This is a genomic window from Streptomyces sp. NPDC107765, assembly GCF_055657085.1.
Map to the genome: position 1 here is coordinate 1 of NZ_JBVKBL010000004.1, position 26,956 is coordinate 26,956.

The window sequence follows — 26,956 nt, forward strand, 5'->3', positions numbered from 1 at the left end:
GACCACGACTCGATCTGCTCAACCGTCAGCGACTTCTCACACAGTCACACCAACGAGCCCCGGCCCACACGGTTACACCACATGCGGTTGCAGTACTAGGGGCCAGCAGCCCCCCGGTGAACAGCACGCTGCCGCCCACCGGCACCGGACCCGGCCGGCCGCCGCCGCCACGACCAGGCTGACGCACAGGCACATCGCGACGGTCAGCGCCCCGCGCCGCCCCGGCGCGGCCGCCACCCGCTCACTCCACAACGGAGTCGGCGTCCCGCGCCCGGTCCAGCGTGGCCTGCAGCGTCAGCCGGTCCCCCCGCAGATGGATGAACTCCAGGTCCGCCGGCCGCCCGTCGGCCAGCCGGGTCAGCCGCTCCACCGCGAGCACCGCCCCGCCCTCCGGCATCGCCAGCACCTCGCACGTCGCCGGATCCGCGACCACCGCCCGCACCGACACCTCCGCCCGGCCCAGCGGCGTCCCCGCCACCCGCTCGATCAGATCGAAGACGTCATGCCGCTCCAGCGTCGCCCGCCCCCGCGCCAGCAGCGGCTCCCCGACCTCCGGAATAAGATACGTGCAGTCCAGCGACAACGGCGCCCCGTCCACCCGCCGCAGCCGCTCCAGATAGACCGCCGCCGCCCCCTCCGCCAGCCCCAGCCGCCGGGCCACCGCCAACGGCGGCCGCACGCTGCGCGCCTCCCGCACCTCGTTGACGACCACGCCGTGCCGCTGCAGCACCTCCGCCAGCCCGGACAGCTCCCCCAGAGGATGCTGGTACGTCCGCCCGGCCACCACGGTGCCGACCCCCCGGCGCCGCTCCACCAGCCCCTCGTCCCGCAGCAGCCCCAACGCCTCCCGCACGGTGTTCCGCGACGTACCGAACTCGGCCACCAGCGCCCGCTCGTCCGGCAGCACCCCGCCCGGGAACGCCCCGCGCAGCACCTGGCCCCGCAGCACATGCGCCACCCGGCGCGCCTGATCCGCCCGCCGGCCCTGTTCCGCCGCCATCCGCAGCCCTCCTCCCGCCGCCCGCGACGCTAGGCGAACGGCGTTGCCGCGAGGTTACGCCACCCCACCTGACCTGCACAGATTCCTGAACTGCCGGTTTGCGGGCCCGGCCCGGGGCTGCGCCACCGCCCGCCGCCCGCGGACCGCTACCGTGAGGCGATCACGCATACCGTGCGCACTGCCCGGCGGCCACCCGCGCACGCCATGGGGCACGCACCCGCGCACGGCGTCCGGCGATCACCCGCTCACCCAGTACCCGGACGGACAGGGAGGTCCCGCAGTGACCCACAAGGCCGTGCCCTTCGACGACCTCGACCGGAAGATCATCGCGGCGCTGATCGACAACGGCCGGGCGAGCTTCGCGGAGATCGGGACGGCCATCGGGCTGTCCTCCACCGCGGTCAAACGCCGGGTGGACCGGCTGCGCGAACACAACGTGATCACCGGCTTCTCCGCCACCGTCCGCCCCGCCGCCCTGGGCTGGCTGACCGAGGCCTACGTCGAGGTGTACTGCGACAGCGCGGCACCGCCCCGCCGGCTGGCCGAGGTCGTCCGCAACCACCCGGAGATCGCCGCGGCCATGACCGTCACCGGCGGCGCCGACGCCCTGCTGCACGTGCGGGCGACCGACGTCGAGCACTTCGAGGAGGTCCTGGAGCGCATCCGCACCGAACCGTTCATCCGGAAGACGATCAGCTACATGGTCCTCTCCCACCTCCTCCCGGACGCCCCGGAGGCCGGTGCCCAAGCAGCGAACGAGCGCGCCTGAGCAGAACGACGCAGGATTCCTGCTCGCACACGCAGCATTTGTTGCTTGTGGCCGGAATCCACCCTTCCTTACCGTGGTATTCCCCCGGGTGGGCGATCGGTGACCCTCTGTCACACCTCACCGCTCGCGCCCACCCACCTGCCTCACCGGAGAGGAAGGGATACTTCTGTGCCGACCAGTACTGCCACCAGCAGCGCGAGCACCCCGATCCCGCCGGCAGCGGCCCGCACGGCGCGCCCCCGCCGGTACCTGATGTGCGAGCCCCGCCACTTCGACGTGCGCTACGCCATCAACCCCTGGATGCACGAGGGCGCGCAGGTCGACACCGCCCTCGCCGCCCGCCAGTGGGCGGCGCTGGTCGACGCCTATCGCGCGCACGGCCACACCGTCGAGACCGTGCCGCCGGTGCCCGGCCTGCCCGACATGGTCTTCGCCGCGAACTCCGCGCTCGTCGTGAACGGCCGGGTCTTCGGCTCGCAGTTCCACGCCCCGCAGCGCCGCCCGGAGGCCACCGAGTACGAGACCTGGTTCAAGGCCGCCGGCTACGACGTGTACCGGCCCGTGGCCCTCTGCGAGGGCGAGGGCGACCTCGTCCCGGCCGGCCGCTACGTCCTCGCCGGCACCGGCTTCCGCACCGCCCGCGCGGCCCACGACGAGGTCCAGGAGTTCTTCGGCGTCCCGACCATCGGCCTGCAGCTGGTCGACCCGTACTTCTACCACCTCGACACCGCGCTCTTCGTCCTGTCCGAGGACCCCGCCACGGGCGACGCGGAGATCGCCTACTACCCCGGCGCCTTCTCCTCCGGCAGCCGCGAGGTACTGCGCCGACTGTTCCCCGGCGCCGTGCTCGCCACCCGGGACGACGCCATGACGTTCGGCCTCAACTCCGTCTCCGACGGCCGGCACGTCTTCGTCGCACCACCGGCCACCGCCCTGATCGACCAGCTCGCCGCCCGCGGCTACGTCCCCGTCCCCGTCGACCTCTCGGAGTTCCACAAGGCCGGCGGCGGCATCAAGTGCTGCACCCAGGAGATCCGCTCATGACCGCACCCGTCCGCACCGTCCCGACCCCCACGGCCCCGGCCCGTGCGCCCCGTTCGTCGGCCGAGCTGATCCGCGCCGAGGGCCCGGTCCTGGCCCACAACTACCACCCGCTGCCCGTAGTGGTCTCCCGCGCCGAGGGCGTGTGGGTCGAGGACGTCGAGGGCCGCCGCTACCTCGACATGCTCGCCGGCTACTCCGCCCTCAACTTCGGCCACCGCCACCCGGCCCTCATCGAAGCCGCACACCGCCAGCTCGACCAGCTCACCCTCACCTCCCGTGCCTTCCACAACGACCAGCTCGCCGGCTTCGCCGAGGCCCTCGCCGAACTGACCGGCCTGGACATGGTCCTGCCGATGAACACCGGCGCCGAGGCGGTCGAGAGCGGCATCAAGGTCGCCCGCAAATGGGCCTACGACGTCAAGGGCGTCCCGGCCGACCGCGCGACCATCGTCGTGGCCCACGGCAACTTCCACGGCCGGACCACCACCATCGTCGGCTTCTCCGACGACGCCACCGCCCGCACCGGCTTCGGCCCCTACGCCCCGGGCTTCCGCGCCGTCCCCTACAACGACCTCGCCGCCCTCGAAGCCGCCGTCGACGACACCACGGCCGCCGTCCTCATCGAGCCCATCCAGGGCGAGGCCGGCGTCATCATCCCCGACGAGGGCTATCTGACCGGCGTCCGCGAACTGACCCGGCGGACCGGCTGCCTCTTCATCGCCGACGAGATCCAGTCCGGCCTCGGCCGCACCGGCACCACCCTCGCCGTCGAGAACGAATCCGTCGTCCCCGACGTCCTCCTGCTCGGCAAGGCACTCGGCGGCGGCATCGTCCCGGTCTCCGCCGTCGTCGCCCGCCGCGAGGTCCTCGGTGTCCTCGGCCCCGGCCAGCACGGCTCCACCTTCGGCGGCAACCCGCTCGCGGCCGCGGTCGGCTCGGCCGTCGTCGAACTGCTCGCCACCGGCGAGTTCCAGCGCCGTGCCGCCGACCTCGGCGCCCAGCTGCGCACCGGCCTGGCCGCCCTCACCGGCAAGGGCGTCACCGGTTTCCGCGCCCGCGGCCTGTGGGCCGGCGTCGACATCGACCCGGCCCTCGGCACCGGCCGCGAGATCAGCGAACGCCTCCTGGCCGAAGGCATCCTGGTCAAGGACACCCACGGCTCCACCATCCGCCTCGCCCCGCCCCTGACCATCACCGAGGAGGAACTGTCCTCGGCCCTGGCGGGGCTGGAACGGGCGTTGGGATAGGGGCCGGGCACCAGGGAGTGGGGTGGGCACTACGGAGCCGGCGTTACGGGGTCGCCGCTACGGAGCCGGCGTTATGGGGTCGCCGCTACGGGGCCGCCGCCTCCGCGCTGTCCGAACGGGCCGCCGCCAGCAGGATTTCGGCGGCGGCCCGCGCCTGTCGTGCCGCCCCCGCCTCCCCCGCGACGGCGGCCGCACTGATCGCCCCGTCAACGAGCAGCGCCAACTGGCCGGCGAGCAGAGAGCGTTGCGGGCCCGAAGGCCCACTCGGCACGCCACTCGGCAGATCACTTGGCAGGTCACTCACAAGCCCGCCCAGGTAGCTCACCAGCGCCCGCTTGTGCTCCCGCGCGGCCCGCGCGACCTCCTCCGACGTGGCCCCCAACTCCCCGAACGAGTTGAGGAAGGCACACCCCCGGAAGCCCGGCTCCGCGAACCACTCCGCCAGCCAGTCGAAGACCGCCAGCACCCGCTCCGCCGGCCCCTCACCGTGCGCGTCCACGTACTCCGCGAGCGCCGCCCGCCACCGCGCATCCCGCCGCCGCAGATACGCCTCGACGAGATCCTGCTTGGCCGGAAAGCACTGGTAGAGCCGCTTGAGCGAAACCCCCGCGGCGGCCCGCAGCTCGTCCATCCCGACAGCCTGGACACCGCGCCCGTAGAAAAGCTCCTCCGCGGCATCGAGTATCCGCGCCCGAGCGTCGTCCTGAGCCGTACGGACACCGTCGCCAGCCGCCCGGGCTCCGCCGTGAGCCGTACAGGCCTCGCCGTGAGTCGTACGGGCTTCCTTCTGCTGCATGGGCACGTCCAGGCGGTTCGTCGCGACTAGGGCCGATCGAGAAATCCTGTAGCGGAGAGTCCCGTAGCGGAGAGTCCGGTAGCGAGGAGAACGATCGTTCTCTAGACTAACCGACACCCATCCAGAGAACGCCCGTTCTCCCCCTCGCCCTGAGAGGAGTGCGCCATGACATCACCCCGCCCACCCTTCCCCCCGTTCGACGAGCAGAGCGCCCTACAGAAGGTCCAGGCCGCCGAGGACGCCTGGAACACCCGCGACCCTGAGCGGGTGGCCCTCGCCTACACCGAGGACTCGATCTGGCGGAACCGTGACACCTTCCTCCAGGGCCGCGACGAGATCATCGCCTTCCTCCGCCAGAAGTGGGCCCGCGAGCTGGACTACTCACTGCGCAAAGAACTCTGGTCGTTCCACGACAACCGCATCGCGGTCCGCTTCCAGTACGAGAGCCATGACACCGACGGCCAGTGGTGGCGCAGCTACGGCAACGAACTGTGGGAGTTCGACGAGCACGGCCTGATGCGCCGCCGCGAGGCCGGCATCCACGACGTCCCCATCCAGCAATCCGCCCGCCGCATCTTCGGCCCCCGCCCACCCCACGAAAAGGGCACCCTCCTCCCCTTCGCCTGACCCACTCCCCTGCAACTTTCCCGCGGCTTCCCTGCGACTTCCCTGGTGAGCTTCACGCCCCACTCCGCCCCACTCCACCTCTCCCAACTCCACCCCCCGCCGCCATAACTTTCTGCTACTCTCAGGGTGGAACTAATCACACTCCGTAATCGTTGCCGGATAAGAGGAGGCAGGGAGGCAGGCCAGGCGCAGCAAGTCACGGCGCGGTGCGGCGCGGCACGGCGGGTGCGGCACGGTGCGGTGCGGTGCGCCGCGGTGTTTATGGTGTCCGCCCGCGGCGTGAGCCACCCGCGACGTGGGCCACCACCTCCCCCAGCGCAGCCACCCCCTCCGTGATCTCCCTCGCCGTACGCGCCGCATAGCCGAGCACCAGCCCCGGCGCACCCGCCCGCTGCCGATGCCAGGCCAACGGCTGCACCTTGACGCCCCGTTCAAGCGCAGCCGCCGCCCACTCCCCGTCAGCTACCCCAGCCACGTCGGCCGCAGCGGCCGCAGCGGCCATGTCGGCCGCAGCGGCCGCGTCCCCGAACGTGAGCGTCAGGTGGAGTCCCGCTGCCGCGCCGCGCACGGTCGCGCCGGGCAGGTGGCGTCGGACCGCGGTGATCATGGCGTCCCGGCGCTGACGGTGGCGCCGCCGCACCCACCGCAGCCGACGCTCCAGCTCACCCGTTTCCATCAGCCGCGCCAGCACCAACTGCGGCAGCACGGCGTTGCCGAGGTCCGCGAACCGCCGGGCGTCGACCAGTGCCTCCCGGTACGCCGGCGGCGCCAGCAGCCAGCCCACCCGCAGCGCGGGCGCGAGCAGCTTGGAAACGCTGCCCGCGTAACAGACCTGCTCGGGAAGGAGTGAGCGCAACGCGGCCACCGGCGGGCGGTCGTAGCGGTGCTCGGCGTCGTAGTCGTCCTCGATGATCAGCCCGCCGTCCTCCGCCGCCCAGCGCATCAGCTCCCGCCGCCGCGCGCCGCCCAGCACCACGCCGGTGGGGAACTGGTGCGCCGGCGTGAGCAACACCGCCCGCGCCCCGCTCGCCCGCAGTTCCTCCACCCGCACCCCCTCCTCGTCCACTCCCACCGGCGGCGTCGCCACACCCCAGTACCGCAGATGCTGCCGCGCCCCCAGCGACCCCGGATCCTCCACCGCGATCTCCCGGACGCCCGCGCCCCGCAGCACCTGCGCGACCAGCCCGAGCGCCTGCGCCGTACCGGCGGTGATGATCACCTCCTCCGGATCCACCGCGATCCCCCGATAGCGCGCCAGCCAGGCGGCGACCGCCCGCCGCAGCGCGGGCGCACCCCGCGGATCCCCGTAACCGAACCCGGCGGCCGGCAACCCGGCGAGCACCTCCCGCTCGGCCCTCAGCCAGGCCGTCCGCGGAAACGCGGCAAGATCCGGTACGCCCGGCGACAGATCGATCCGCGCAGGCGCCGCCCGCAGCACATCGAAAACGTTGGGCCCGATATCCGCTCCGACGCCCAGCCCCGCCACACCAGGCCCCACGCCCAACGACCCGCCGCCCAGCCCGATGCCTACCCCGATACCCGCCCCGGCCCAGGACGCGAACGGCTCCGGCGGCCCCACCTCGCCCGCCACCTCACCCACCAGACCGGCCACTGGGCGGGCCACGGCGTCGCCCATTGCGTCGCCCCTTGGGTCGGCCCCTGGGACAGCCAACGGGTCGGCCGAAGAGGTGGCCGCCGGACTGGCCGAAGGACCACCCCCAGGCGCCATCACCGGCGCCGCCACGACCACCGTCCCGCCCCTCCCCCGCCCCGCCAGCTGCCCGTCCTCCCCCAGCCGCCGGTACGCCTCGGTCACCACACCCCGCGAAACCCCCAGGTCAGCGGCGAGCAGCCGGGTCGCCGGCAACCTGCTCCCGACCGGCAGCCGCCCGTCCGCGATCGCCTCCCGCAGCCGCCGCGCCAGCCAGTCGGCCCGGCCCCCGACCGGCGCCTCCCCGATGTCCATCTGAAGAAAATCAGAGGTCCCCGCCGCCTTTATGGACCCCTCAGCCGCCCCGCCTTTGGACCTGTTCACCGATCCATTGTCCGCGCCACGCTGTCCCCATGCCCACCAAGAACCACGCCCGCTCCGCCAACTCCCCCTACGTACACGGCTATTCGCCCCGGGAGGCCCGGCGCCTCGGTGACCAGGCCGAAACCCTGGCTGCACTGCTGCACGCCGGTACGGCCTACGAACCCGGCAGCCGCGTACTGGAGGCCGGCTGCGGGGTGGGCGCGCAGACCGTACACCTCGTACGCAGCAGCCCCGGCGCGCAGATCGTCGCCGTCGACCGCTCAAAGGAGTCACTCGCCCAGGCCCGCGCCCACATGACGGCCCAGGCCCCCACCGCCCTCGCCACCTGGCACCACGCCGACCTGCGCCAACTCCCCTACTCCGACGCCTCCTTCGACCACGCCTTCGCCTGCTTCGTCCTGGAACACCTCCGGGACCCGGCACAAGCGCTGGCCGAACTACGCCGCGTCCTACGGCCCGGCGGCACCCTCACCGTCATCGAGGGCGACCACGGCTCGGCGCTCTTCCACCCGGCCAGTCGCCACGCACAGGCGGTGATCGACCTGCAAGTACGCCTCCAGTCCGCGGCCGGCGGCAACGCCCTCATCGGCCGCGCACTACACCCCCTGCTCACAGAAGCGGAGTTCGCCGCGATCACCGTGCGCCCCCGCACGGTCTACGCCGACGCCAGCCGCCCAGCCCTGGTGGACGGCTTCACCCGCAAGACCTTCATCGCCATGATCGAATCCGTACGCGACGAGGCGCTGTCGGCCGGGCTCACCACCACGGCCGCCTGGAACCGCGGAATCACCGACCTCCACCGCACCACCGGCCCCGACGGCACCTTCCACTACACCTTCTTCAAGGCAACGGCCCTCAAGCCCCAGCCTTGACCGCCGCCACGGACTGCACCGGAAGGTGGTGGACACCCGGTGACCCACGCCCGGATAGGCCCCAACCACCAAGGTCATCCCCGAAGCGGGATCGGACGATCCCGCCGCAGGAACACCCACCCTCCGCGTGATGCCCAAGCGGGCCACGCTCGCGCTCGACAACGCCCTACACATCGCGGACAGCCACGGCGGCCGCCCCGCCCGGACGACGACGAGACGACCACCAACTAACCCCTCCCCCTCCCCCCTCTCCCCTCTCCCCTCCCCGTTGCCGAATCGCCCCTCTCCCTCGCTCCTCCCAAGCCCCACCCGCACACTCACACCACCCCAACCCCAGCCGCACGGAGTTATCCACAGGATTCCCAACTCCCTTGCCAACCATGGTCCGTTCACATATCTTGGAATAACCGTTCCAAGATACGACGACAGGCCCCGCCATGCCCGACCACAAGCACTTCAACCCCGACGTCGTGCTCGACGACGCCCTCCAGATCTTCTGGCGCCAGGGCCTGCCGACCACCGGCATACAGGCCCTGGTGACCGCGACCGGCGTGAGCCGGTCCAGTCTCTACGCGACGTTCGGCAACAAGGACGGGCTCTACACGGCGGCCCTCGCCCGCTACATAGACCGGCACTCAACCCCGGCCTTCGCCCACCTCGCCTCCACCTCCTCCGGGCTGACCGCGATCGAGGAGTTCTTCTCCTCCCTGATCGAGATCCGTTGCTCGGGAGCGGTCGCCGGATGGGGCTGCATGGTCACCAACGCCTACGCCGGGCCCGAATGCGCCGACCCGGGCGTCCGCACCCTGCTCGAAGACCACCACACCGCACTCCGGTCGGCCCTACGCGCGGCCCTGACCACCGCCGCCGACCTGGGACAACTCACACCGTCCGCCGACCTCGACGCGGCCGCATCCGTCCTGGCGACGCTGGCCTACGGCGTCAACCTGCGCTCCCGCGCCGGCGCCGACGCCCGCTCCCTGACCGACACCGTCACCGCCGCCCTCGCGCCCCTCCGCGCGCCCATCACCCACCAGGAGCCCACCCCATGACCCCCTCCCCCTCGCCTTCCCCCTCGTCCTCCGCCTCCCGCACTCCCCTCCAGGACGAACTCACCGCGTTCCTCCGCGCCCGCTACCCGGAGCTCCCGGCCGCCGCCCGGGAGGTGATGGAACGGGCCGGACGCGAACTGGCCGCCTCGGGACAGGCCGCTCGGGCCCTCCAGGCCGGGGATGCGGCACCCCTCTTCACCCTCCCCACCGCAACCGGCGAAACCCGCTCCCTCGACACCCTGCTCTCCGCCGGCCCTGTCGTGCTCACCTTCTACCGCGGCGCCTGGTGCCCGTACTGCAACATCGCCCTGCGCGCCCTCCAGCAGCAGCTCCCCGAGATCACCGCCCGCGGCGCCCGACTCGTTGCGGTCTCGCCCCAGGTCCCCGACGAATCCCTCAGCCTCACCGAGAAGCACGCCCTCACCTTCGACGTCCTCAGCGACATAGGCTCCGACACCGCCAAGCAGTACGGCCTCGCCTTCGACCTGCCCGACGACCTGGCGGCCGTCTACGACTCCCTCGGCTTCGACCTGCAGCGCGTCAACGGCGGCCATTCCCGCACGCTCCCGCTGCCCGCCACCTACGTCATCGACCGCGACGCCACCATCCGCTGGGCCTTCGTCGACACCGACTACACCGCCCGTGCCGAGCCGTCCGACATCCTCACCGCCCTCGACCACCTGCACTGAGCACCACCAGCTGAACGCCCCCAGCGCCCTTTCCACGACACCAGTCCCCTCCACCCCCTCCGGCCACTCCCCGCCCCCCTGCCGACGGAAGGGAAGATCCGAAAGGCCCTGGGAGCCGACGTTCCAACTCACCGACATCCCCCCATAGGCCCCCGCGTTCGAGGGCGCTAATGTCGAATTTCCAGGAACGTAACGGGGGAGGGCAGCCGCCTATGGTGCAGGACGACGCGGTGATCGGCTGCACGGGAGTGCTCCTGATCGGCACTCGTGGGGCTGCCGGTCCCGGTGAGGTTCTGGTGCGGGTCAGGGGTGGCTCCGAGGCCTTTCTCGCCTGGTCCGCCGAGCCCCTTCCAGTAGGGGCAACCGTGCTCGTGATCGAGTCCCGTGGCAATCGCCAGGTCGACGTCATGGAGTGGACCGATCCGTTGGACGCGTTGCCCGGCGACGCCGGCAACGCCGGCTGAGGAGACGAAATGTTCGGTTACCGCGTTCCCGCCCCAGATCAAGCCATGCTGATCTCGGGCGGCAGGCGTGGACAGGGCGGCGCGCCATTCCGGGTGGTGACCGGTCACGGAAAGTTCGTGCTGCCGGTGTTCCGCAAGGTGCGCTTCCTGACCCTGGCGATGTGCGAGGCAGAGGTCGCCGAGACCTGTGTGACCCGGCAGGGCATCTCGCTCACCGTCCGTGCCGTGATCGCGTTCAAGGTGGGAAACGACACCGAGAGCGTGGTCAACGCCGGCCAGCGGTTCCTGTCCGACCAGGACCAGATGTCGGTCCTGACCGGCCGGATCTTCGCCGGCCACCTGCGCTCCATCATCGGTTCGATGACGGTCGAGGAGATCGTCACCGAACGCCAGAAGCTGGCCACCGAGGTGCTGGAGACGTCCAAGACAGAGATGGCCAAGATCGGCTTGATCGTCGACTCGTTGCAGATCCAGTCGATCGACGACGGCGACACCGGCTACATCGAGGCGATGTCCGCCCCGCACAAGGCCGCCATCCAGCGCCAGGCCCAGATCGCCCAGGCCCAGGCCACCCAGGCTGCGGTCGAGGCGCAGCAGGAGGCCGCCCGTAATCAGGCCGAGTACAACCGGCAGACCGCGGTCGTCCAGGCCGAGTACTCCGCCGAGGTGGACCGCGCCCAGGCCCGTGCCGCCCAGGCCGGCCCGCTTGCCCAGGCCCACGCGCAGCAAGAGGTCCTCGCCGCCCAGACCGAGCTCGCCGAACGCCGCGCCCAGCTGCGCCAGCAGGAACTGGTCGCCGAGGTCGTCAAGCCCGCCGAGGCCGAGGCCGAGCGCATCAAGCTCCTGGCCACGGCCGAGGCCCAGCGCATGAAGATCCAGGCGGAGGCCGCCGCCTCGTACGACCGCGTGGCCCTGGACAGGATGCTCATCGACCAGCTCCCGCAGATCGTCAAGGAAGCCTCCGCGGGCCTGTCCAACGCCAACGTCAACGTCCTCAACGGCACCGACGGCCTCGGCGAAATCGCCGCCGGCCTCGTCGGCCAGGGCCTGACGATCCTCGACTCGGTCCGCCGCAACCTCGGCACCCCCGACAACCAATCCCCCACCAAGTCCTCCTCCACCTCCACCCCCAACTCCCCCTCGAACCCCGCCCCGTCCGGCCGCGTAGAAATCGAATAACCCCCGCCCCGGGCCCGACCCACCTCACCAGGGCCCGGGGCTACACCCCCACGCCGGCCCCACCCACCCAGCCTCAGCCACGGGGCAACAACTACCCTCAACTCCATCACAATCAGTGACCTTCAATCCGGAACTAATAACTCTCCGTAGTCGTTGCCGGAACAAGGAGGCGCACGCAAGGCCAACCCACCCGGGAAAAGGCCCCCGCCAGCCGAGAAAGACGCCGCCACCAGCCCGTCCCACCAGCCCCGACCCGACCCCCCGCGACCCCGAGCCCCCGCCCAGCGTCACCCGCCCCACAAAAGCCTGTCCCGCGGAACGCACCGCCAACGAACCCCGCCCCCGCCCCAGTCCACCCAGCGCTCTCCCACCCAGCCGGGCCACCCCCTGCACCATCCCCTGGCGCCCGCCCCCCACTTCGCCCGCCATCACCCTCAGGGCAGGACCTCGGGGCAGCAACCTCGAGGTAGCACCTCAGGGCGGGACCTCAGGGCAGGTCCTCAAGCTCCCCGGCGCCGCTGGCGTTCCTCCTCAGCGTGCTTGTGCCGGGCGTAACCGACCAGGTGGTTGAGGACGGCGACGGTGGCGGCAATGTCCGCGTCATCGAAGTCAGCAAGAGCATCGCGCAGGCCGGCCTGGCTGGTCTGCTGGAGACGCTGGAGGATGGCCTTGCCGTGCGGAGTGATGGCCACCTTTCGAGCGCGCCGATCCAGCGAGTCCTGGGTACGTTCGACCAGATCCTGCGCCTCCAACTGGCCGATCTGCCGCGTGACATGAGGCGGCTCGACCATCAGCAGTTCGGCGAGATCACCGACCCGGCAGGCACCCCCGCTGTCTTCCAGAGCCATCAACAGCCAGAGATCGGAGCGGGCCGCCGTCACGCCCGCCTGAGTCGCCTGGCGCTCGTGAGCCCGTGAGCGGGTGAGCAGATAGGACAGCGTGGCCAGCACCCTTTGCAGCGCGGCGGTGGGGTCCTGTTGCAGCGCAGCGGTGGGGTCCTGGTCTCTTCCGGGGTCCGGCATGCAGGCACTTTAGCGGCCCTTGGGAATCCCGAACCCCTCACCGCATACCAGGATCAGCGCTGCTCAGTACCTGTTTCCACACGGGTTCCCGTGCCCGCGCCACACCAGTTCCCGTGCCCGCGCCGGACCTGTTCTCGGCCCCTGCGCCGGACCTGTTCTCGTCCCCCAGCCGGACCGGCTCTCGGCCCCGTCCGTACCGGTTCCCGTGCCCCGCCCGAGCCGGTTCCCATCCGGGGCGCACCGGCTCTCGCACCCGTTCCACCCTGGTTCCGTATCGGTCTCGTACCTGATCCGCTACTGGGTTGGCGCCCGCTTCAACTCCTGTGGCCCGAGCGGCGGTTCAGCCCTCCCGAGCGCGCAGGCCGCCCTGGCGCATGTATGGAGGTTCCGCCCTGGCGCACGTGTGGAGGTTCCGCCCTGCCGGATGTGCGGGCTCGGCTGCTGTCACCCATGGCGGGAGGGCCGGTCCGGCGCGGGGGCGCCTGTCGGCCGCAGGAGGGGCGGCCGGGCGCGAGGGGGCGGCCGGGGGCGAGGGGCGGCGGGCGTCATCTGCGGGGAGCGGGCCGGCGTTTCGGGGGTCGAGGTCCGCCCGCGCGGGGGACTGAGGATCGGGTGGGGGTCTCGTTTTTGAGCCAACCTTCGGGAGGCTTGGATCTTTCCTTCCTTCGGTAGTTGGCGCTGAGTTAACGTGTGAACGGTAGTTGCTTAACTTAGGTAAGTAGTTCAGGCGCGCGTTGCCGGATTCGGGAAGTCGTGCCGTGCGCTTGCAACGCCCCGTCGAGGAATGGCGCCACCCCGCACCGTTGGTCACGGCAGTGCCGTGTCCCGATCGTGGAAGGACCAGCCGAATGACGACCGTAGAACCCATCGAGGGGGAGCGCGCCGCCGGGGACGTCGGCACCTCTGGAACCGTGGGAACCACCGGCACTGCCCACAATCAGAGCGCTACTGGCACCGCTGGCATTGGCCACAATCAGAGCGCTACTGACACTGCTGGCACTACTGGCACCACTGGCACTGCTGGCCCCGCTGGCGCCACTCACAGCTCTCGGCCCACTGGCATCACCCACTCCATCAGTGACCCCGGGAGCGCCAACGACTCCAAGGAGAGTGGCGGTGAGAGTGAGCTGGTGGTGCCGGTGGGGCGGGGGAACGGGTGTCCGTTTGATCCGCCGGCGGGGGTGGAGCGGGCGCGGCGGGAGCAGCCGGTGGTGCGGGCGCGGCTATGGGATGGGTCGTCGTGTTGGCTGGTGACGCGGCATCAGGATGTGCGGGCGGTGCTCGGGGACCCGAGGTTCAGTGCGGATGCGACCCGGCCCGGGTTTCCGTTCCTCACGGCCGGGGGGCGGGAAATCGTCACCAAGAATCCCACCTTCATCCGCAAGGACGACCCGGAGCACGCCCGGCTGCGCCGGATGCTCACCGCCGACTTCATGGTCAAGAAGGTGGAGGCGATGCGTCCGGAGGTGCAGCGCATCGCGGACGAGTTGCTCGACCGGATGACCGAGGGGCGGAGTGCGGCGGATCTGGTGGCTGAATTCGCGTTGCCACTGCCGTCGTTGGTGATCTGTCTGCTGCTCGGGGTGCCGTACGAGGACCATGAGTTCTTCCAGCGTCGCAGCGGCATCCTGCTCAGCCTCCGGTCCGAGCCGGAGGACATCCGGACCGCGCAGCAGGAACTGCACGAGTACCTGGTCCGGCTCGCCCGGTCCAAGCGTGAGCGGCCGGACGACGCGATCGTCAGCCGGCTGGTCGCCCGGGGCGAGCTCGATGACGACGAGATCGCCTCGATGGGGCGGTTGTTGCTGGTCGCCGGGCATGAGACGACCGCCAACATGACGGCCCTTTCCACGCTCGCGCTGCTCCGTAATCCCGGCCAAATGACCCGGCTGCGCAACGATCCGTCGCTGATCAAGGGTGCCGTGGAGGAGCTGCTGCGCTATCTGACGATCGTGCACAACGGATTGCCGCGGCTCGCCACCGAGGACGTCACCGTTGGTGGCGTCACCATCCGTGCCGGCGAGGGCGTGCTGTGCACGCTCAACAGCGCCAACCGCGACGACGAGGTCTTTCCCGGCGGCGATGTCCTCGACGTGGGCCGGGACGCACGCCGTCATGTCGCGTTCGGCTTCGGCGTCCACCAGTGCCTGGGGCAGCCGCTGGCCAGGGTGGAGCTGCAGATCGCCCTGGAGACGCTGCTCCGCCGGCTGCCGGACCTGCGGCTCGACGTCCCCTTCGAGGAGATCCGTTTCCGGCATGACATGGGGGTTTACGGGGTGTACGCGCTGCCGGTTGCGTGGTGAGCCGGACCACGGCCCGCCCGGTCGGCTGGCGCGCGTGGAGCCCGTGTGTCGCTCGTTTCGGTCGTGGTTTGGGCCAGCGCTTGGGCTAGCGCTCGGGCTAGCGCTTCGGCCATCACCTCGGCCAGTGCTTCGGCCGGCGATCCGGCTGCCGATCCGTCGGCCGTACCTGCGGCACTGCGGCCTGACGTTTCCGCGTCACTACGTCCTTACGGCGTCCTTACGTTCCTCCATCCTTCCGTCGTTCCGTCGTTCCGTCGTTCCGTCACTCCGTCACTCCGCTGCTCCGTCGTCCCTTCCCTTCGTTCCGTTTGGCCCCGCCGCTGGTGCCGGGGCACCACCGTCTTTGCCGCCACCGAGGAGAGAGTCATGCGCGTCCACATCGACCAGGAGAAGTGCTGTGGGGCCGGGAGCTGTGTGCTGTCCGCGCCCGAGGTGTTCGACCAGCGGGAGGAGGACGGCATCGTCGTCCTGCTCGATGCTGCGCCGCCTGCCGAGCTGCATGACGCGGTGCGGGAGGCCGCGGCGATCTGTCCGGCGGCCGCGATCACCGTGGAGCAGGTCGAGCGAGAGCGGGTGTAGCCGTTGGTGAGGGACCTGTTGGCGATGCCCGTTGGATCGATTCGGCAGTACTCCTTCGGGTGACGGGCACATCGTCGGGCGTGCGCATGGGCAGCTCACATTTCGCGCGGGGTCGCCGAGCCCCCGTGGGAGAACCCTCCTGGGAGAACCCCGTGGGAGAGCCCCATAGGGAACCTCTGCGGGAGAAGAGGGAAGGAAGCTGCCCATGCGTCTACCCATGCGTCTGCCCATGTGTCTGTCCGGGAGCAAGGCCGAGAGTGGGGCAGAGAATCTGTCCGCAAAGAGCGTGTCCGTAGACGTGTGCGTGGGTGGGCCCGTGCGGCTTCGGCGTGCTGTCACCGCGGCCGTCACCGCGCTCGGGGGCCTGGTGCTTGCCGTGGCGTTGCCGGCGTCCTCGGCCGGGGCGGCCACCGGCCCGTTCAGCTACGTCTACAACGACGCGACCGGCGCCCCGCGCGTCGGGCTGCTGGCCGATCCGCCCAGCCGGGAGTGCATCACGCTGCCCGAGGTCGCCGACGAGGTCGTCCCGCCCGCGCACACGCCGAGGAACTACACCGCCTCCACGGCGACGGTCTTCGCCGGCGCCGACTGTACGGGCGACTACTTCAATCTGCGGCCGAACGGCGGTCATGGGTCCGAGGGTCTGAAGGTCCGGTCGGTCGTTTTCTCCTGACGGCCATGCCGATGGCCCTACCGACGACCATACCGACGGCCAAGCCACCACCCTCCCCCACAGTCATGCCCATGGCCATGTCCCTACCCCGCACAGGCCCCATACCCCGCCCAGGCCGTAAAGCCGCAGGCCGTACGCCCGCCCGCCCGAAGGTGGTTCCGCCAGTGCTAGGCCTGCTGTGCATATGTTGAACAGTGCACTGGTTAGGGAAAGCGGAACCACGCATTCTCGGTGGCATGACCCACACCTCTGTCTCTGCGTACGCCGCCCCCGCCCCGAAAGCACCGCTGGAGCGGACCACGATTCCGCGCCGCGAGCTGGGGGCCCACGACATCCTGATCGAGATCAAGTACGCCGGCATCTGCCACTCCGACATCCACACCGTGCGCGCCGAGTGGGGCGACGGCGGGAACTTCCCGATCGTTCCCGGCCATGAGATCGCCGGTGTGGTGGCCGAGGTCGGCGCCGAGGTCACCCGCTACCGGACCGGTGACCGGGTCGGCGTCGGCTGTTTCGTCGATTCCTGCCGCGAGTGCGACAACTGCCGGGCGGGCCTGCAGCAGTACTGCACCGGCGAACTCGGCAACGTCGGCACGTACAACGCGACCGGCCGGGACGGCGGGACCACGTACGGCGGTTACTCGACGCACCTGGTGGTGGACGAGAACTACGCGCTGCGCATCCCCGACTCGCTCCCCCTGGATGCCGCGGCCCCGCTGCTCTGCGCCGGCATCACCCTCTACTCCCCGCTCGCCCACTGGAAGGCCGGTCCCGGCAAGAAGGTGGCCGTGGTCGGTCTGGGCGGCCTCGGGCACATGGGCGTGAAGATCGCGCACGCGATGGGCGCGGAGGTCACCGTGCTGAGCCAGTCGCTGCGCAAGAAGGACGACGGCCTGCGGCTGGGCGCGGACCACTACTACGCGACCTCCGACCCGGCCACGTTCGAGCAGCTCGCGGGCACCTTCGACCTGATCGTCAACACCGTCTCGGCGAACCTGGACCTGAACGCGTACCTCGGGCTGCTGCGCACCGACGGCACGCTGGTGCAGGTCGGTGCCCCGGAGCGCCCGCTGCCGGTCGCGGCGTTCGCGCTGATCCCGGGGCGGAAGTCGCTCGCCGGGTCGATGATCGGCGGCATCCCGGAGACACAGGAGATGCTCGACTTCTGTGGCGAGCACGGGCTGGGCGCGGACATCGAGGTGATCAGCGCGGAGCAGATCAACGAGGCGTACGAGCGGGTGCTGGCGAGCGATGTGCGGTACCGGTTCGTGATCGACGCGTCGACGATCTGAGGCCGGATAGCTGAATGGCTGGATGGCCGGGTGGCCGGCCGGGTCAGCCGGGCCCCTCCCGGCCAGCAGGCCAGCCGGGAGGGGCCCGGGGGGGCGTGAGGCGCTACGGGACTCGGGGCGGAAAGGGGTGCGCGGAAGAAATCCAGGGGCGTGCGGCAACCCCCGGGTCCGCCGGGCGTCGTGAGGGGTGAGGGCGCCAATCGGCGCCGCCCTTCGACGCATGAACGTGGAGCAGCCGACCGTGACTCCGAAGCACAGCCCGTTCCCCACTACGGGACACGCCCCTTCCTCCTCCCCCGCCCACCGGGCCCGGACCCGTGCCGGGTTCGTCGCGGCGCTCGCGCTGGCCGTCGTACCGGTGCTTGCCGTCCCGGTGGTGGCTGCCGGATCGGCGTACGCCGCCGAGCGGTCGCCGGCCGCCGACGCGTCCGCGGTCCCGAGTGCCCGGCCCACCACTCCCGGCCACCACGGAACGGCCGCACCGACCGCACCGCCCACGTCCGCCCGTCCGGAGCCGACCGACCCGCCCTCCTCCTCGCACCCTGAGCCGTCCGCCTCGCCCACCCGGCCGGGGCACCGGCCGCCCACGGCGGCGCCCAGCCCCAGCGTGCCGCCGGGCACGAAGCCGACCGCCGTCCCGTCGGCCGCGCCGGCCGAGGGCGGCAAGCAACTCGCGCGTACCGGTGCCTCTTCGGGGACGACCGCGGCGATCGGCGGTGCCGCGGCCGCGCTGCTGGCCGCGGGCGGCACCACCGTCTACGCGGTCCGCCGCCGGCGCGGCTGAGTCCGTCCGCGCCGCCCGCCCCGGTACGTACGTCCATGGAGTACTCCGCAGCCGTCTGCCCCGCCCCGGTCCGGTTCGCCGTGCCGGGGCGCCGGCATGCCCGGTGGTGGCGGTGGTGGCGGTGGTTGCTGACCGCGCAGTGGCTGTTGCCTGCGCGATGGCTGTCGCCCGTGCGATGGCTGCTGCACACCGCCCGGCCGGCCATCACCCACCACCGCACGCCGCACCACCGCACGCCGCACCACGACGGCTCCCCTCACGGTGAACCCGCCCCCGCACCCATCCCCACCACAGCTCCCCCGCCATCCGGCCCCCCGCCGTCCGACCCCCCGCCCACCATCAGCGAGCTCTACCACGCGCAGCGGCTCGCCATGGTGCGGTTGGCCGTGCTGCTCGTCGACGACCGGGCCACCGCCGAGGACGTCGTTCAGGACGCGTTCACCGCGCTCTACAAGCGGCACGGCGAGCGGCTCACGGACGTTGACAACGCGCTGGCCTATCTGCGTACCGCGGTCGTGAACGCCGCCCGTTCGGTGCTGCGGCGCCGGCGTACCGCACGTGACTACACCCCGCCCCACGAGGCGGACGCGCCGTCCGCCGAGGAGCGGATCGTGCTGGACGAGGAGCACCGGGAGGTGTTCGCCGCGCTGAGCGGGCTGACGGCGCGCCGCCGGGAGGTGCTCGTGCTGCGCTACTGGGGCGATCTGACGGAGGCTCAGATCGCGGCCACGCTGGGGATCAGCCGGGGTGCGGTGAAGTCGATCGCCAGCCGGGCGCTGGACTCCCTGGAGAAGATCTTGGAGGGGCGGTCATGAACGAGGAGAAGGCACTGCCCGGGGACGTACGGCAGGTGGAGGAGCGGTTGCGGCGGGCCTTCGCGGCGCGCGCGGAGAGCATCGACGTCCGGGACCTGCGGCCGGCCGCGCCGCCCGGGCCGCAGTCGCACCCCGCCCGGCGGCCGGCCACCCCCAAGTGGCTCCGCCCCCGCCATCCCCGGCAGCGTCATTCCTCGCTGCGTCCTTCCTGGCTGCTTCCCCCCTGGCTGCTTCCCCCCTGGCTGCCTCGCCCCGGGTCGCGTCCCTCCTGGCCGCTTCGCCCCTCGCTGCGCCGCTTCGGTCTGCCGTTGGCCGCGGCCGTGGCGGCCGCGGCCGTCGCCTTCGGCTATGTCCTGGCCGCCCCGGACGCGTCCCGGGGCCCGTCCGACCGGCCGGTGCCCGCGACACCGCCGCGCCCGGTCGGTCCGACGCCGTCACCGTCGTTCCCCGGCCCGCCCACCGGCCGGCCGGACGAGCCGTCGCCGGGCGGGCCCTCCGCGTACCCCTCCCCCGGCCGTACGTTCCCGGGCAGCGGCTCCCCGGACGGTGCGTCACCAAGCGCCTCCGCAGGCAGTACGTTCCCGGGCGGGGCATCCGGATCCACCGCCTCGCCGGGGCCGGACGGCGAGCCGTCCCGGGCGCCGCGCACCGAGCCGCCGCGGAGCAGCGGTACGGCGCGCCCGCCGGCGACTCCCAGCCCCACGACCACCGTCCCGACCGCGCAGAGCAGGGCGAACACATCGCCGGCCGCGCCGTAGACCGTCTCGGTGCGCGGCTGTACGGGCAGTTGGGCGACGAGGGTCTGCCGGTCCGCGGTGAAGTAGTCGGCCGTGGACCGGATGCGGCCCTGGTGGTCGACGGCGGTGGCGACGCCGTGCACGGACTGCCGGATCACGGCGTAGCCGTATTCGACGGAGCGGAGGACGGCCCGCTGGGCGTGCAGCGCGTCGAAGCCCGGCCAGTCGTTGGCCGGCACCATGACCAGGGCGGCTCCCTTGTCGGCCGCCTGCCGCATCAGGGCGGGGAAGTCGGCGTCGTAGCAGATCACGTTCGCCAGCCGCCCGTACGGCGAGGCGGCGACCGGCACGTTGCCCTTGCCGGGCCGCATCCGCTCCATCGGGGTGGGGTGGGTCTTGTCGTACGTCCAGGCGACCTTGCCGTCCGGGGTGACCAGGGCGGCGACGTTGCGCACGTAGGGGGCCTGCGGGACGAAGAGTGCGTAGGCCGTGTCGACGTAGACGTGGTGGGCCCGGGCGATCGCGGCCACCCGGCCCAGCAGCCGCCGCTCGTCGGCCGCCAGGACCCCGGCCTGGGTCTCCGGCCAGACCACGATCCGGGCGCCGGCCCGCGCCTCTCGTTCGGTGCCGGCCAGCAGGTCGTCGGCGACCGGCGCCAGCGCCGCACGCACCCGGTCGGGAGCGGCCCGGACCAGCTCCCGCGGCCGGTACAGCCGCAAACCGCCGGCCCGCAGGGCCCGCTCGGTGGTCCGTTCCGCGGTGCGGCCGGCGCTGATGCCGGCGACCCTCACGGTCTTCGTCGTCGGCGGGAAGAACACCAGCCGTACGCCGCCGGCGGCCAGGACGACGGTGAGCACCCCGGCCCACACCACTGCGCCGCGCCGGATCTCCCGCCGGTGGAAGCCGCGCTGCCACGCCCAGTGTGCCGTCGAGGCGGTCCAGGCGACGACGAAGCTGAGGCCGTAGACGCCGGTGACGGAGGCGAGTTGGAGCAGTGGCAGGAAGCCGTGCTGGGTGAAGCCGAGCAGGCCGTAGTCGCCGAAGTCGACGAGCCGGGTGAAGAGGTACTCACCGCAGACCAGGACCGTCGGGAAGACCAGGGTGCCGGCCGCGGAGGCGGTGCGCGCCGCGACCAGCCGGTCGGCGGCGAACGCCAGTGCCTGGAGGAGGGCGAGCACCGCGAACGCGCCCAGCGCGGACGGGACGAACACCAGGCCCGTCGACAACAGCCACACCAACTGGCCGAGTCCCAGCGCGTATCCGACGCGCAGCAGTCCGCGCCGGGCGGGCCGCAGCCGGGCGTAGCGCAGCAGGAAGACGGGGAACAGCCAGGCGGCGAGCGCCACGTGCCAGTTGCTGTGCACGGCGAGGGCCAGGAGGACCGTGCCCGTCCACCAGAGCCAACGGCCGGGGCGCCGCGGCCCAGGGCGCCCCGGGCCGGGGTGCCGGGGACCTGGGTGCCGGGGGCCGAAGCGCCCCCGTCCGCGCGGACGCCCGCGCTCCGCCCGCCGTGCCGCGCCTTCCGCTCTCCCCACTCCTCTCCCCCTCCCTACTCCTCCCGCTCCTCCCGCTCTCCCCGCTCGTGCGCCGCCTCGGAGCCAAGTCGTCACCGGTGGCATCCCGCTGTCCCCTTCGCCGTTCCGTCGTTGCTGTCGTTGCCGTCGTTGCCGTCGTTCCGGCCGACGCTAGGGAGGGCGGGGGCCCCGGCACCGCCGCCGTTCGACAGGGACGACCCCCGACTTTCGTCAGGTCCGCGTGCCTCCGGTCCTCGTACGCCGGGTCCGCGTACGCCGGGCCCTCGTACGCCGGGTCGGCAGGCCCCAGGTGTACGTACGCCCGCCCCGCACGCATCAGGCCCCCATGCAGCAAGCCCTCCGTCGCCCGCCGCCCCCCGTTCCTCGCCCAGGGGCGTTAGCCGCGCGTTAGCCGATCAGCAGCGGTGGCGCGGAAGGTCAGGTACACGCCACCGTCCGGGAGCTCCCATGCCGCCGCTCTTCAGCACCGCCCGCCGGGCCCTCGCCGCGGCGCTGACCGTCACCGCCCTCCTCGCGCCGGTCACCGCCTGCCACGGCACCGCCGACAACCGGTCCGACGACCCGGCCACCGCCGTCTCCCCGGCTCCCGCCTCGCCGACCGTGACGAACGGCGGCCCGCCGCGGGGCCCGGGCGGCCGGGTCGTCTGCACGCCCGAGATGCTCCGTTTCCACGCCGGTACGCTGCCGCACCGGGCCCGTCGGATGCTGCTGACGGTCACCAACTACGCGGACCGGCCCTGCGACTTCGCCGCGCCGCACCATCCGCTGCTGAGCTTCGGCGAGGGCCGCCGGCCTGCCGTGCCGGTGATCGGGCGCAGTCGGCCGGGCTCCGTCACCACCCTCGCCCCCAATGCCACCGCCTACGCCCTGATCACCACCGGTACGGGCGGCAGCGGCCGGAAGATCTCGCAGTTCGGGGTCGCGCTGGCCGCACACACCGGCCCCACCCAGGTCGGCCTGGACGACCGCACTCCGGCCCGGGTCGATCCGCACACCGCCCGCGTCACGTACTGGCAACCCAGCCTGGCGGCCGCCCTGCGCCGGTGAAGCGGAACCGGGAGGTCCGCGCAGCGACTTCCTGGACTTCCCGTACTTCCTGGACTTCCCGTACTTCCTGGCGGGTGCCGCCCGGCAGATCTCGCGCCCGGAGGCCAGGTCATCGGCCGTTTCGGTCCCGGTTTTCGGCAAAGATCACCTTTCCACCGCTGCGGGATGGCTGCGCCCGGTGCCGCTCGCCCGGTAGGCTTTCCGTGTGATCTTCAAGCGCATCGGAAATGGGCGGCCGTACCCCGACCACGGCCGGGAGAGCACCCGCCAGTGGGCGGATGTCGCCCCGCGCCCGGTACGCCTCGACCAGTTGGTGACCACCAAGCAGCAGCTCGACCTGGAGACGTTGCTCGCCGAGGACTCGACGTTCTACGGCGACCTCTTCGCGCACGTCGTGAAGTGGGAGGGCGACCTGTATCTGGAGGACGGTCTGCACCGCGCGGTGCGCGCCGCGCTCCAGCAGCGCCAGGTGCTGCACGCCCGGGTCCTCGAACTGGGCTGACGCCCCGCCAGCAGTACGCCCCGGGCGGCACGTCATCGCCGCCGGGCCCGCCCCCGCCCCCGCACCAGCCCCGCACACCCTCGCGCCCGGATCCGCGCGCCCCTGAGTCCAGGCGCGCGCCTCTGAGGCCACGGCTCGCGCCCCTACCCCAGCCCCGGCCGCCCCTGTGCTCCGGCCGCCGAGCCCGCCCCCGTCACCGGGCAAAAACCCACCCTTACCGCCCGACCCGGCACGTCCCCACCCAACCCACCCTGCCCGAATTGACCCTTTTGGGTTGGGTCTCGCGCCACGCGTTGATCATCTAGTAGGCACGGCCTGCCACCCGCACTACGCTGCGCCCATGAGCATGCTGACGCCCCCGGGCATGGGCGGTAAGAAGTACCGCATCACGGGCGACAGGTATCCGCGGATGCGCCGCCCCCGCCACCGTCGCCGGATCGTCCTCACCCTCCTCGCCACGGCCTGCGCCCTCGGCCTGGTGGGCTGGGGCACGCTGCAGCTCATCGACGTCTTCGGTGGCCGGACCGGTACCGCGCAGGCCGCCCAGGACAAGAAGCACTGCCCGGACGGCGGCCGGAAGACCGCGGTGCGGGCCACGCCGGCCGCACAGAAACCGCCCGCGCCCGGCACCCTCACCGTCAACGTCTTCAACGCCACCCAGCGCTCCGGGCTCGCCAAGCGCACCGCAGACGAGCTCAAGAAGCGCGGCTTCAAGATCGGCAAGGTGGGCAACGCCCCGGCCGCCTACGACAAGAAGATCAAGGGCGCCGGGATACTGCTCGGCCCCACGGCGGCGGTCGACGGCCCGCTGAAGGTGCTCGCCACCCAGCTCGCCGGCGCCGAGCAGAAGACCGACGGCCGCAAGGGCGCGGAACTCGATCTGATCATCGGCGACGCCTTCAAGGACCTCGCCACCCCGCAGGCCGCCGCCAAGTCCCTGGCCGTACTGAACCGTCCGGCGCAGGAACCGGCCCACGACGCCACCTGCTGACCGTACGAAGGCCGCAAACCCGCGATGCCGCAAGCCTGCGTGCCGCAACCCGCAAGACCTGACGGCCATGTGATCGGGCCCCGCACCACCCGGTGGTGCGGGGCCCGATCACTGCGCGAAAAGCGCTGCTGGGAATGAGGAGTGGGCTCAGCCGGCGGTGCCGTACATCCGGTCACCCGCGTCGCCGAGGCCCGGCACGATGTAGCGGTCCTCGTTCAGCCGCTCGTCGACCGCCGCGGTGACCACCGTCACCGGCGTACCGGCCAGCGCCTTCTCCATGACCGCGACGCCCTCCGGCGCGGCCAGCAGACAGATCGCGGTGACGTCGTCCGCGCCGCGCTTGATCAGCTCCTGGATCGCCGCGACCAGCGTGCCGCCGGTGGCCAGCATCGGGTCGACGACGTACACCTGCCGGCCCGAGAGGTCGTCGGGCATCCGCGTGGCGTAGGTGTGCGCCTCGTAGGTCTCCTCGTTGCGGACCATGCCCATGAAGCCGACCTCGGCGGTGGGCAGCAGCCGCACCATGCCGTCCAGCATGCCCAGACCGGCCCGCAGGATCGGCACGACCATGGGCCGCGGGTGCGACAGCCGCACGCCGGTGGTCGCCGTCACCGGCGTCTCGATGTCGACCTGTTCGGTGCGCACGTCCCGGGTGGCCTCGTAGGCGAGCAGGGTGACCAGCTCGTCGGCGAGCCGCCGGAAGGTGGGGGAGTCGGTGCGCTTGTCGCGCAGAGTGGTGAGTTTGTGCGCCACCAGCGGGTGGTCGACGACGTGGATCCGCATGACATCGACAGTAACCGAGCCGGAGGACCCCGGCGCCCGCCCTGCACCGCCCGGCCGCCGGCCACGATGGCGCGGCCCGGCTGGCATCACTCCGCCGGATAGCGGGAAAGTGGGCACGTAAGCCCGATCTTCCGTCCCACCCTCGGGCGCAGTCCTCGCAGTCCTCGCAGTCCTCGCCGAGGTGGTGTGCAGCGTGCCCGACCCCCAGTGGACCGACGACACCTACGACACCCACGACGCCGGTCCCGGCGCCCCGAAGAACGGCCGGCAGGCCGTCCCGAAGACCGGCCCGAAGACCGCCCGGAAGCCCGCGCCGGACACCGGCCGGCAAGCCACGCCCCACGACGGCCCGCTGGACGGCCCGTTGGGCGGCGCCGGCGCCGCCCGTGAGCCCGAGAGCGAGGCGGCGCGCCGACGGCGCCGGGCGCAGTTCCTGCGCGAACTGCACGAGGCGAAGGAGCTCCGCAACCGCGTCCAGCCGCGCCGGGTGCGGGCCGAGCGGATGCGCCAGGCCATGCGGATGCGCTCTTTCCGCTGGTAGCCGAGGGCATTCCGCTGAGAGCGGAACAGGCCCCGGGGCCCCGTAATGCTGCGGCACGTGAGCGACATCTCTCACAACCTCCGCACGACGCAGCGTCGAAGACCCCGCGCGAACGCGTTGTTTCTGCCACGATTCCGAAGGGGCGGGACCACCGGCGTGCACGCCGCCCCGCCCCGGCCCGGCACGCCTATGACCAGTGGGAGAGTCACGGTGTACTTCGCCGCACTGCTCGCGCGCACCGAAGACGGGTGGGAAGCGAGCGATACGGAGCTCGACAATGTGGAGACGCTGACCGATCTGGCCGATCTGGCCCGAGAGGCAGCGGTCGACGACGACACGGTGGTGGCGTTGCTGGAGCAGGAGGACGCCTGGTTCGGGGTCGTCCGGGTGGACGGCGACGACGACCCCCGTATCTTCGTCTCGAACGCCGCCGCCGCGGCCCGCAGCTCGTACGGGGCCCTGCTGACCGACGAACTGCTCGGCCGGGACGAGACCATCGAGGACGACCTCGACAGCCTCGACCTGGACGGGACCGAGGACGGCGAGCCCGGCGCGCAGGACACGGAGCCCGAGGTGGACGACCAGACCGGCACCCCGGTCCCGACCGGCCCGCTCGGTGACCCCGCGCTCCTGGACGACCTCGGCGTCGGCGAGAAGGACCTGCTCGCTCTCGAACGCGACGCCCTCTCGGAGATCGCCGACGCCCTGGGCTGCACGGACGTACTGGAGGCGGTCCGGTAGCCCGGGACCGCACCGGCCCGTCACCGGCAGCCGTCCCGGTCACGGACACTGGGGGCATGAGCGCCCCCCGGTCCGGCCCGCTGCCCGACGTTCCGCCTCCCTCGGCGCCCGATCCGCTGCCTGATCCGTTGCGCGATCCCTTGCCCGACCCGTTGCGCGATCCCTGGATCGCACCGATGCGGCAGGCGCTGGCCGAGGCCGCCCGTGCCCCCGGGACCGGCGACGTCCCGGTGGGTGCCGTCGTCCTGTCCGCGGACGGCACGGTCCTCGGCACCGGCCACAACGAACGCGAGGCCACCGGCGACCCGACCGCACACGCCGAGGTCCTCGCCCTGCGCGCGGCAGCCGAGGCCGTCGGGGAGTGGCGGCTCACCGGCTGCACTCTCGTCGTCACCCTCGAACCGTGCACGATGTGCGCCGGCGCGCTCGTGCTCTCCCGGGTCGACCGGGTCGTCTACGGCGCCCGCGACGCCAAGGCGGGCGCGGCCGGCTCGCTCTGGGACGTGGTACGTGACCGACGTCTCAACCACCGTCCCGAGGTCATCACCGGTGTCCTCGAGGCGGAGTGCGCGGCCCTGCTCACCACGTTCTTCCGCGACCGCTGACCAGCGGCGGGGCCGCGTACCCACCCCGCCTCCGACCCGTTCGTCCCGCCCCCGGGAATCCGATTTCGGTGCACGGCCCCCCGTGGGCTAAGCTCTCTCTCGGTAGCGTGTCCGAGCGGCCGAAGGAGCGCGCCTCGAAAGCGCGTGAGGGGGCAACTCCTCCGTGGGTTCAAATCCCACCGCTACCGCTCAAGGGCAAAGGCCCCGATCCCTTCCGGATCGGGGCCTTCGT

27 protein-coding genes and 1 tRNA gene are annotated in these 26,956 nt (G+C 72.1%); 22 read left to right on the plus strand and 6 right to left on the minus strand.

Translation table 11 applies throughout. The annotated features are described in order from the left end of the window. Window positions 1–241 precede the first annotated feature (241 nt). On the minus strand, window positions 242–1,000 hold the full coding sequence (locus tag ACZ7MX_RS11605) for a GntR family transcriptional regulator (RefSeq protein ID WP_472131384.1): 759 nt from the start codon (window positions 998–1,000) through the stop codon (window positions 242–244). A gap of 280 nt (window positions 1,001–1,280) precedes the next feature. Between ACZ7MX_RS11605 and ACZ7MX_RS11610 the strand changes: the two genes are divergently transcribed. The 3 genes from ACZ7MX_RS11610 (at window position 1,281) to rocD (ending at window position 4,060) form a co-directional block, all read left to right on the plus strand. Next, window positions 1,281–1,769 (plus strand): Lrp/AsnC family transcriptional regulator, encoded by a 489-nt coding sequence (locus ACZ7MX_RS11610; RefSeq protein WP_472131385.1) that lies wholly within the window; start codon window positions 1,281–1,283, stop codon window positions 1,767–1,769. Window positions 1,770–2,021: 252 nt separating this feature from the next. Continuing rightward, window positions 2,022–2,813, plus strand: a complete 792-nt coding sequence (gene ddaH / locus ACZ7MX_RS11615; RefSeq protein ID WP_472131779.1) for a dimethylargininase — start codon at window positions 2,022–2,024, stop codon at window positions 2,811–2,813. After that, complete coding sequence (gene rocD, locus ACZ7MX_RS11620) at window positions 2,810–4,060, plus strand: ornithine--oxo-acid transaminase (protein WP_472131386.1); 1,251 nt, start codon at window positions 2,810–2,812, stop codon at window positions 4,058–4,060. Before ddaH ends, rocD begins: the two co-directional genes overlap by 4 nt. Before the next feature lie 85 nt (window positions 4,061–4,145). Here rocD and ACZ7MX_RS11625 read toward each other — a convergent pair whose 3' ends face one another. After that, complete coding sequence (locus tag ACZ7MX_RS11625) at window positions 4,146–4,745, minus strand: TetR/AcrR family transcriptional regulator (RefSeq protein WP_472131781.1); 600 nt, start codon at window positions 4,743–4,745, stop codon at window positions 4,146–4,148. 276 nt (window positions 4,746–5,021) lie between these two features. Between ACZ7MX_RS11625 and ACZ7MX_RS11630 the strand changes: the two genes are divergently transcribed. Then, entirely contained in the window at window positions 5,022–5,483 is a 462-nt protein-coding gene (locus ACZ7MX_RS11630) for a nuclear transport factor 2 family protein (protein WP_472131387.1), read from the plus strand. A gap of 259 nt (window positions 5,484–5,742) precedes the next feature. Here ACZ7MX_RS11630 and ACZ7MX_RS11635 read toward each other — a convergent pair whose 3' ends face one another. After that, window positions 5,743–7,449 carry an aminotransferase-like domain-containing protein gene (locus tag ACZ7MX_RS11635; protein WP_472131388.1) on the minus strand — a complete coding sequence of 569 codons (1,707 nt, stop codon included), beginning with the start codon at window positions 7,447–7,449 and terminating at the stop codon, window positions 5,743–5,745. Window positions 7,450–7,547: 98 nt separating this feature from the next. Here ACZ7MX_RS11635 and ACZ7MX_RS11640 point away from each other — a divergent pair, with 98 nt between their 5' ends. The 5 genes from ACZ7MX_RS11640 to ACZ7MX_RS11660 all read left to right on the plus strand — a co-directional run bounded on the left by ACZ7MX_RS11640 (window position 7,548) and on the right by ACZ7MX_RS11660 (window position 11,774). Beyond that, window positions 7,548–8,390, plus strand: coding sequence for a methyltransferase domain-containing protein (locus ACZ7MX_RS11640; RefSeq protein ID WP_472131389.1), 843 nt, complete (start codon window positions 7,548–7,550; stop codon window positions 8,388–8,390). A gap of 437 nt (window positions 8,391–8,827) precedes the next feature. Further along, the gene (locus tag ACZ7MX_RS11645; protein ID WP_472131390.1) at window positions 8,828–9,442 is read left to right on the plus strand and encodes a TetR/AcrR family transcriptional regulator; all 615 of its coding nucleotides are present in this window, start codon (window positions 8,828–8,830) and stop codon (window positions 9,440–9,442) included. Continuing rightward, window positions 9,439–10,131 carry a peroxiredoxin-like family protein gene (locus tag ACZ7MX_RS11650; RefSeq protein WP_472131391.1) on the plus strand — a complete coding sequence of 231 codons (693 nt, stop codon included), beginning with the start codon at window positions 9,439–9,441 and terminating at the stop codon, window positions 10,129–10,131. The genes ACZ7MX_RS11645 and ACZ7MX_RS11650 overlap by 4 nt, the downstream gene beginning before the upstream one ends. Window positions 10,132–10,343: 212 nt before the next feature. Further along, entirely contained in the window at window positions 10,344–10,595 is a 252-nt protein-coding gene (locus tag ACZ7MX_RS11655) for a hypothetical protein (protein WP_472131392.1), read from the plus strand. A 9-nt stretch (window positions 10,596–10,604) separates the two neighbouring features. Next, window positions 10,605–11,774 carry an SPFH domain-containing protein gene (locus ACZ7MX_RS11660; RefSeq protein ID WP_472131393.1) on the plus strand — a complete coding sequence of 390 codons (1,170 nt, stop codon included), beginning with the start codon at window positions 10,605–10,607 and terminating at the stop codon, window positions 11,772–11,774. A 500-nt stretch (window positions 11,775–12,274) separates the two neighbouring features. Here ACZ7MX_RS11660 and ACZ7MX_RS11665 read toward each other — a convergent pair whose 3' ends face one another. Continuing rightward, window positions 12,275–12,796: a MarR family winged helix-turn-helix transcriptional regulator gene (locus ACZ7MX_RS11665; RefSeq protein ID WP_472131394.1), complete on the minus strand. Its 522-nt coding sequence runs from the start codon at window positions 12,794–12,796 to the stop codon at window positions 12,275–12,277. A gap of 1,127 nt (window positions 12,797–13,923) precedes the next feature. Between ACZ7MX_RS11665 and ACZ7MX_RS11670 the strand changes: the two genes are divergently transcribed. From ACZ7MX_RS11670 to ACZ7MX_RS11695, 6 genes are all read left to right on the plus strand, one after another. Beyond that, window positions 13,924–15,099: a cytochrome P450 gene (locus tag ACZ7MX_RS11670; protein ID WP_472131783.1), complete on the plus strand. Its 1,176-nt coding sequence runs from the start codon at window positions 13,924–13,926 to the stop codon at window positions 15,097–15,099. Between the two features lie 366 nt (window positions 15,100–15,465). Beyond that, the gene (locus ACZ7MX_RS11675; RefSeq protein ID WP_472131395.1) at window positions 15,466–15,678 is read left to right on the plus strand and encodes a ferredoxin; all 213 of its coding nucleotides are present in this window, start codon (window positions 15,466–15,468) and stop codon (window positions 15,676–15,678) included. A 316-nt stretch (window positions 15,679–15,994) separates the two neighbouring features. Beyond that, window positions 15,995–16,351 (plus strand): hypothetical protein, encoded by a 357-nt coding sequence (locus ACZ7MX_RS11680; RefSeq protein ID WP_472131396.1) that lies wholly within the window; start codon window positions 15,995–15,997, stop codon window positions 16,349–16,351. A 236-nt stretch (window positions 16,352–16,587) separates the two neighbouring features. Further along, window positions 16,588–17,643, plus strand: a complete 1,056-nt coding sequence (locus ACZ7MX_RS11685; protein WP_310725157.1) for an NAD(P)-dependent alcohol dehydrogenase — start codon at window positions 16,588–16,590, stop codon at window positions 17,641–17,643. 241 nt (window positions 17,644–17,884) lie between these two features. Next, window positions 17,885–18,427 (plus strand): LPXTG cell wall anchor domain-containing protein, encoded by a 543-nt coding sequence (locus ACZ7MX_RS11690; RefSeq protein WP_472131397.1) that lies wholly within the window; start codon window positions 17,885–17,887, stop codon window positions 18,425–18,427. A gap of 35 nt (window positions 18,428–18,462) precedes the next feature. Next, window positions 18,463–19,242, plus strand: coding sequence for an RNA polymerase sigma factor (locus ACZ7MX_RS11695; RefSeq protein ID WP_472131398.1), 780 nt, complete (start codon window positions 18,463–18,465; stop codon window positions 19,240–19,242). Window positions 19,243–19,588: 346 nt separating this feature from the next. On the opposite strand, the gene ACZ7MX_RS11700 is transcribed toward ACZ7MX_RS11695, so the two are convergent. After that, the gene (locus ACZ7MX_RS11700; RefSeq protein WP_472131399.1) at window positions 19,589–21,598 is read right to left on the minus strand and encodes a nitrilase-related carbon-nitrogen hydrolase; all 2,010 of its coding nucleotides are present in this window, start codon (window positions 21,596–21,598) and stop codon (window positions 19,589–19,591) included. Window positions 21,599–21,961: 363 nt separating this feature from the next. Here ACZ7MX_RS11700 and ACZ7MX_RS11705 point away from each other — a divergent pair, with 363 nt between their 5' ends. From ACZ7MX_RS11705 to ACZ7MX_RS11715, 3 genes are all read left to right on the plus strand, one after another. Beyond that, window positions 21,962–22,561 (plus strand): DUF4232 domain-containing protein, encoded by a 600-nt coding sequence (locus tag ACZ7MX_RS11705; RefSeq protein ID WP_472131400.1) that lies wholly within the window; start codon window positions 21,962–21,964, stop codon window positions 22,559–22,561. Between the two features lie 205 nt (window positions 22,562–22,766). After that, window positions 22,767–23,063, plus strand: a complete 297-nt coding sequence (locus tag ACZ7MX_RS11710) for a type II toxin-antitoxin system VapB family antitoxin (RefSeq protein ID WP_030084955.1) — start codon at window positions 22,767–22,769, stop codon at window positions 23,061–23,063. A 340-nt stretch (window positions 23,064–23,403) separates the two neighbouring features. Further along, window positions 23,404–24,054, plus strand: coding sequence for a LytR C-terminal domain-containing protein (locus ACZ7MX_RS11715; protein WP_472131401.1), 651 nt, complete (start codon window positions 23,404–23,406; stop codon window positions 24,052–24,054). Window positions 24,055–24,201: 147 nt separating this feature from the next. Here ACZ7MX_RS11715 and upp read toward each other — a convergent pair whose 3' ends face one another. Then, window positions 24,202–24,837 carry a uracil phosphoribosyltransferase gene (gene upp, locus ACZ7MX_RS11720; RefSeq protein ID WP_030417064.1) on the minus strand — a complete coding sequence of 212 codons (636 nt, stop codon included), beginning with the start codon at window positions 24,835–24,837 and terminating at the stop codon, window positions 24,202–24,204. Between the two features lie 352 nt (window positions 24,838–25,189). On the opposite strand from upp, the gene ACZ7MX_RS11725 reads away from it, so the two are divergent. The 4 genes from ACZ7MX_RS11725 to ACZ7MX_RS11740 all read left to right on the plus strand — a co-directional run bounded on the left by ACZ7MX_RS11725 (window position 25,190) and on the right by ACZ7MX_RS11740 (window position 26,912). Beyond that, window positions 25,190–25,378, plus strand: a complete 189-nt coding sequence (locus ACZ7MX_RS11725; protein ID WP_472131785.1) for a hypothetical protein — start codon at window positions 25,190–25,192, stop codon at window positions 25,376–25,378. A 210-nt stretch (window positions 25,379–25,588) separates the two neighbouring features. Next, the gene (locus ACZ7MX_RS11730; RefSeq protein WP_472131788.1) at window positions 25,589–26,119 is read left to right on the plus strand and encodes a tRNA adenosine deaminase-associated protein; all 531 of its coding nucleotides are present in this window, start codon (window positions 25,589–25,591) and stop codon (window positions 26,117–26,119) included. A 56-nt stretch (window positions 26,120–26,175) separates the two neighbouring features. Further along, window positions 26,176–26,724, plus strand: coding sequence for a tRNA adenosine(34) deaminase TadA (gene tadA / locus ACZ7MX_RS11735; RefSeq protein ID WP_472131402.1), 549 nt, complete (start codon window positions 26,176–26,178; stop codon window positions 26,722–26,724). Window positions 26,725–26,825: 101 nt separating this feature from the next. Beyond that, window positions 26,826–26,912, plus strand: a tRNA-Ser gene (locus ACZ7MX_RS11740). Window positions 26,913–26,956 lie beyond the last annotated feature (44 nt).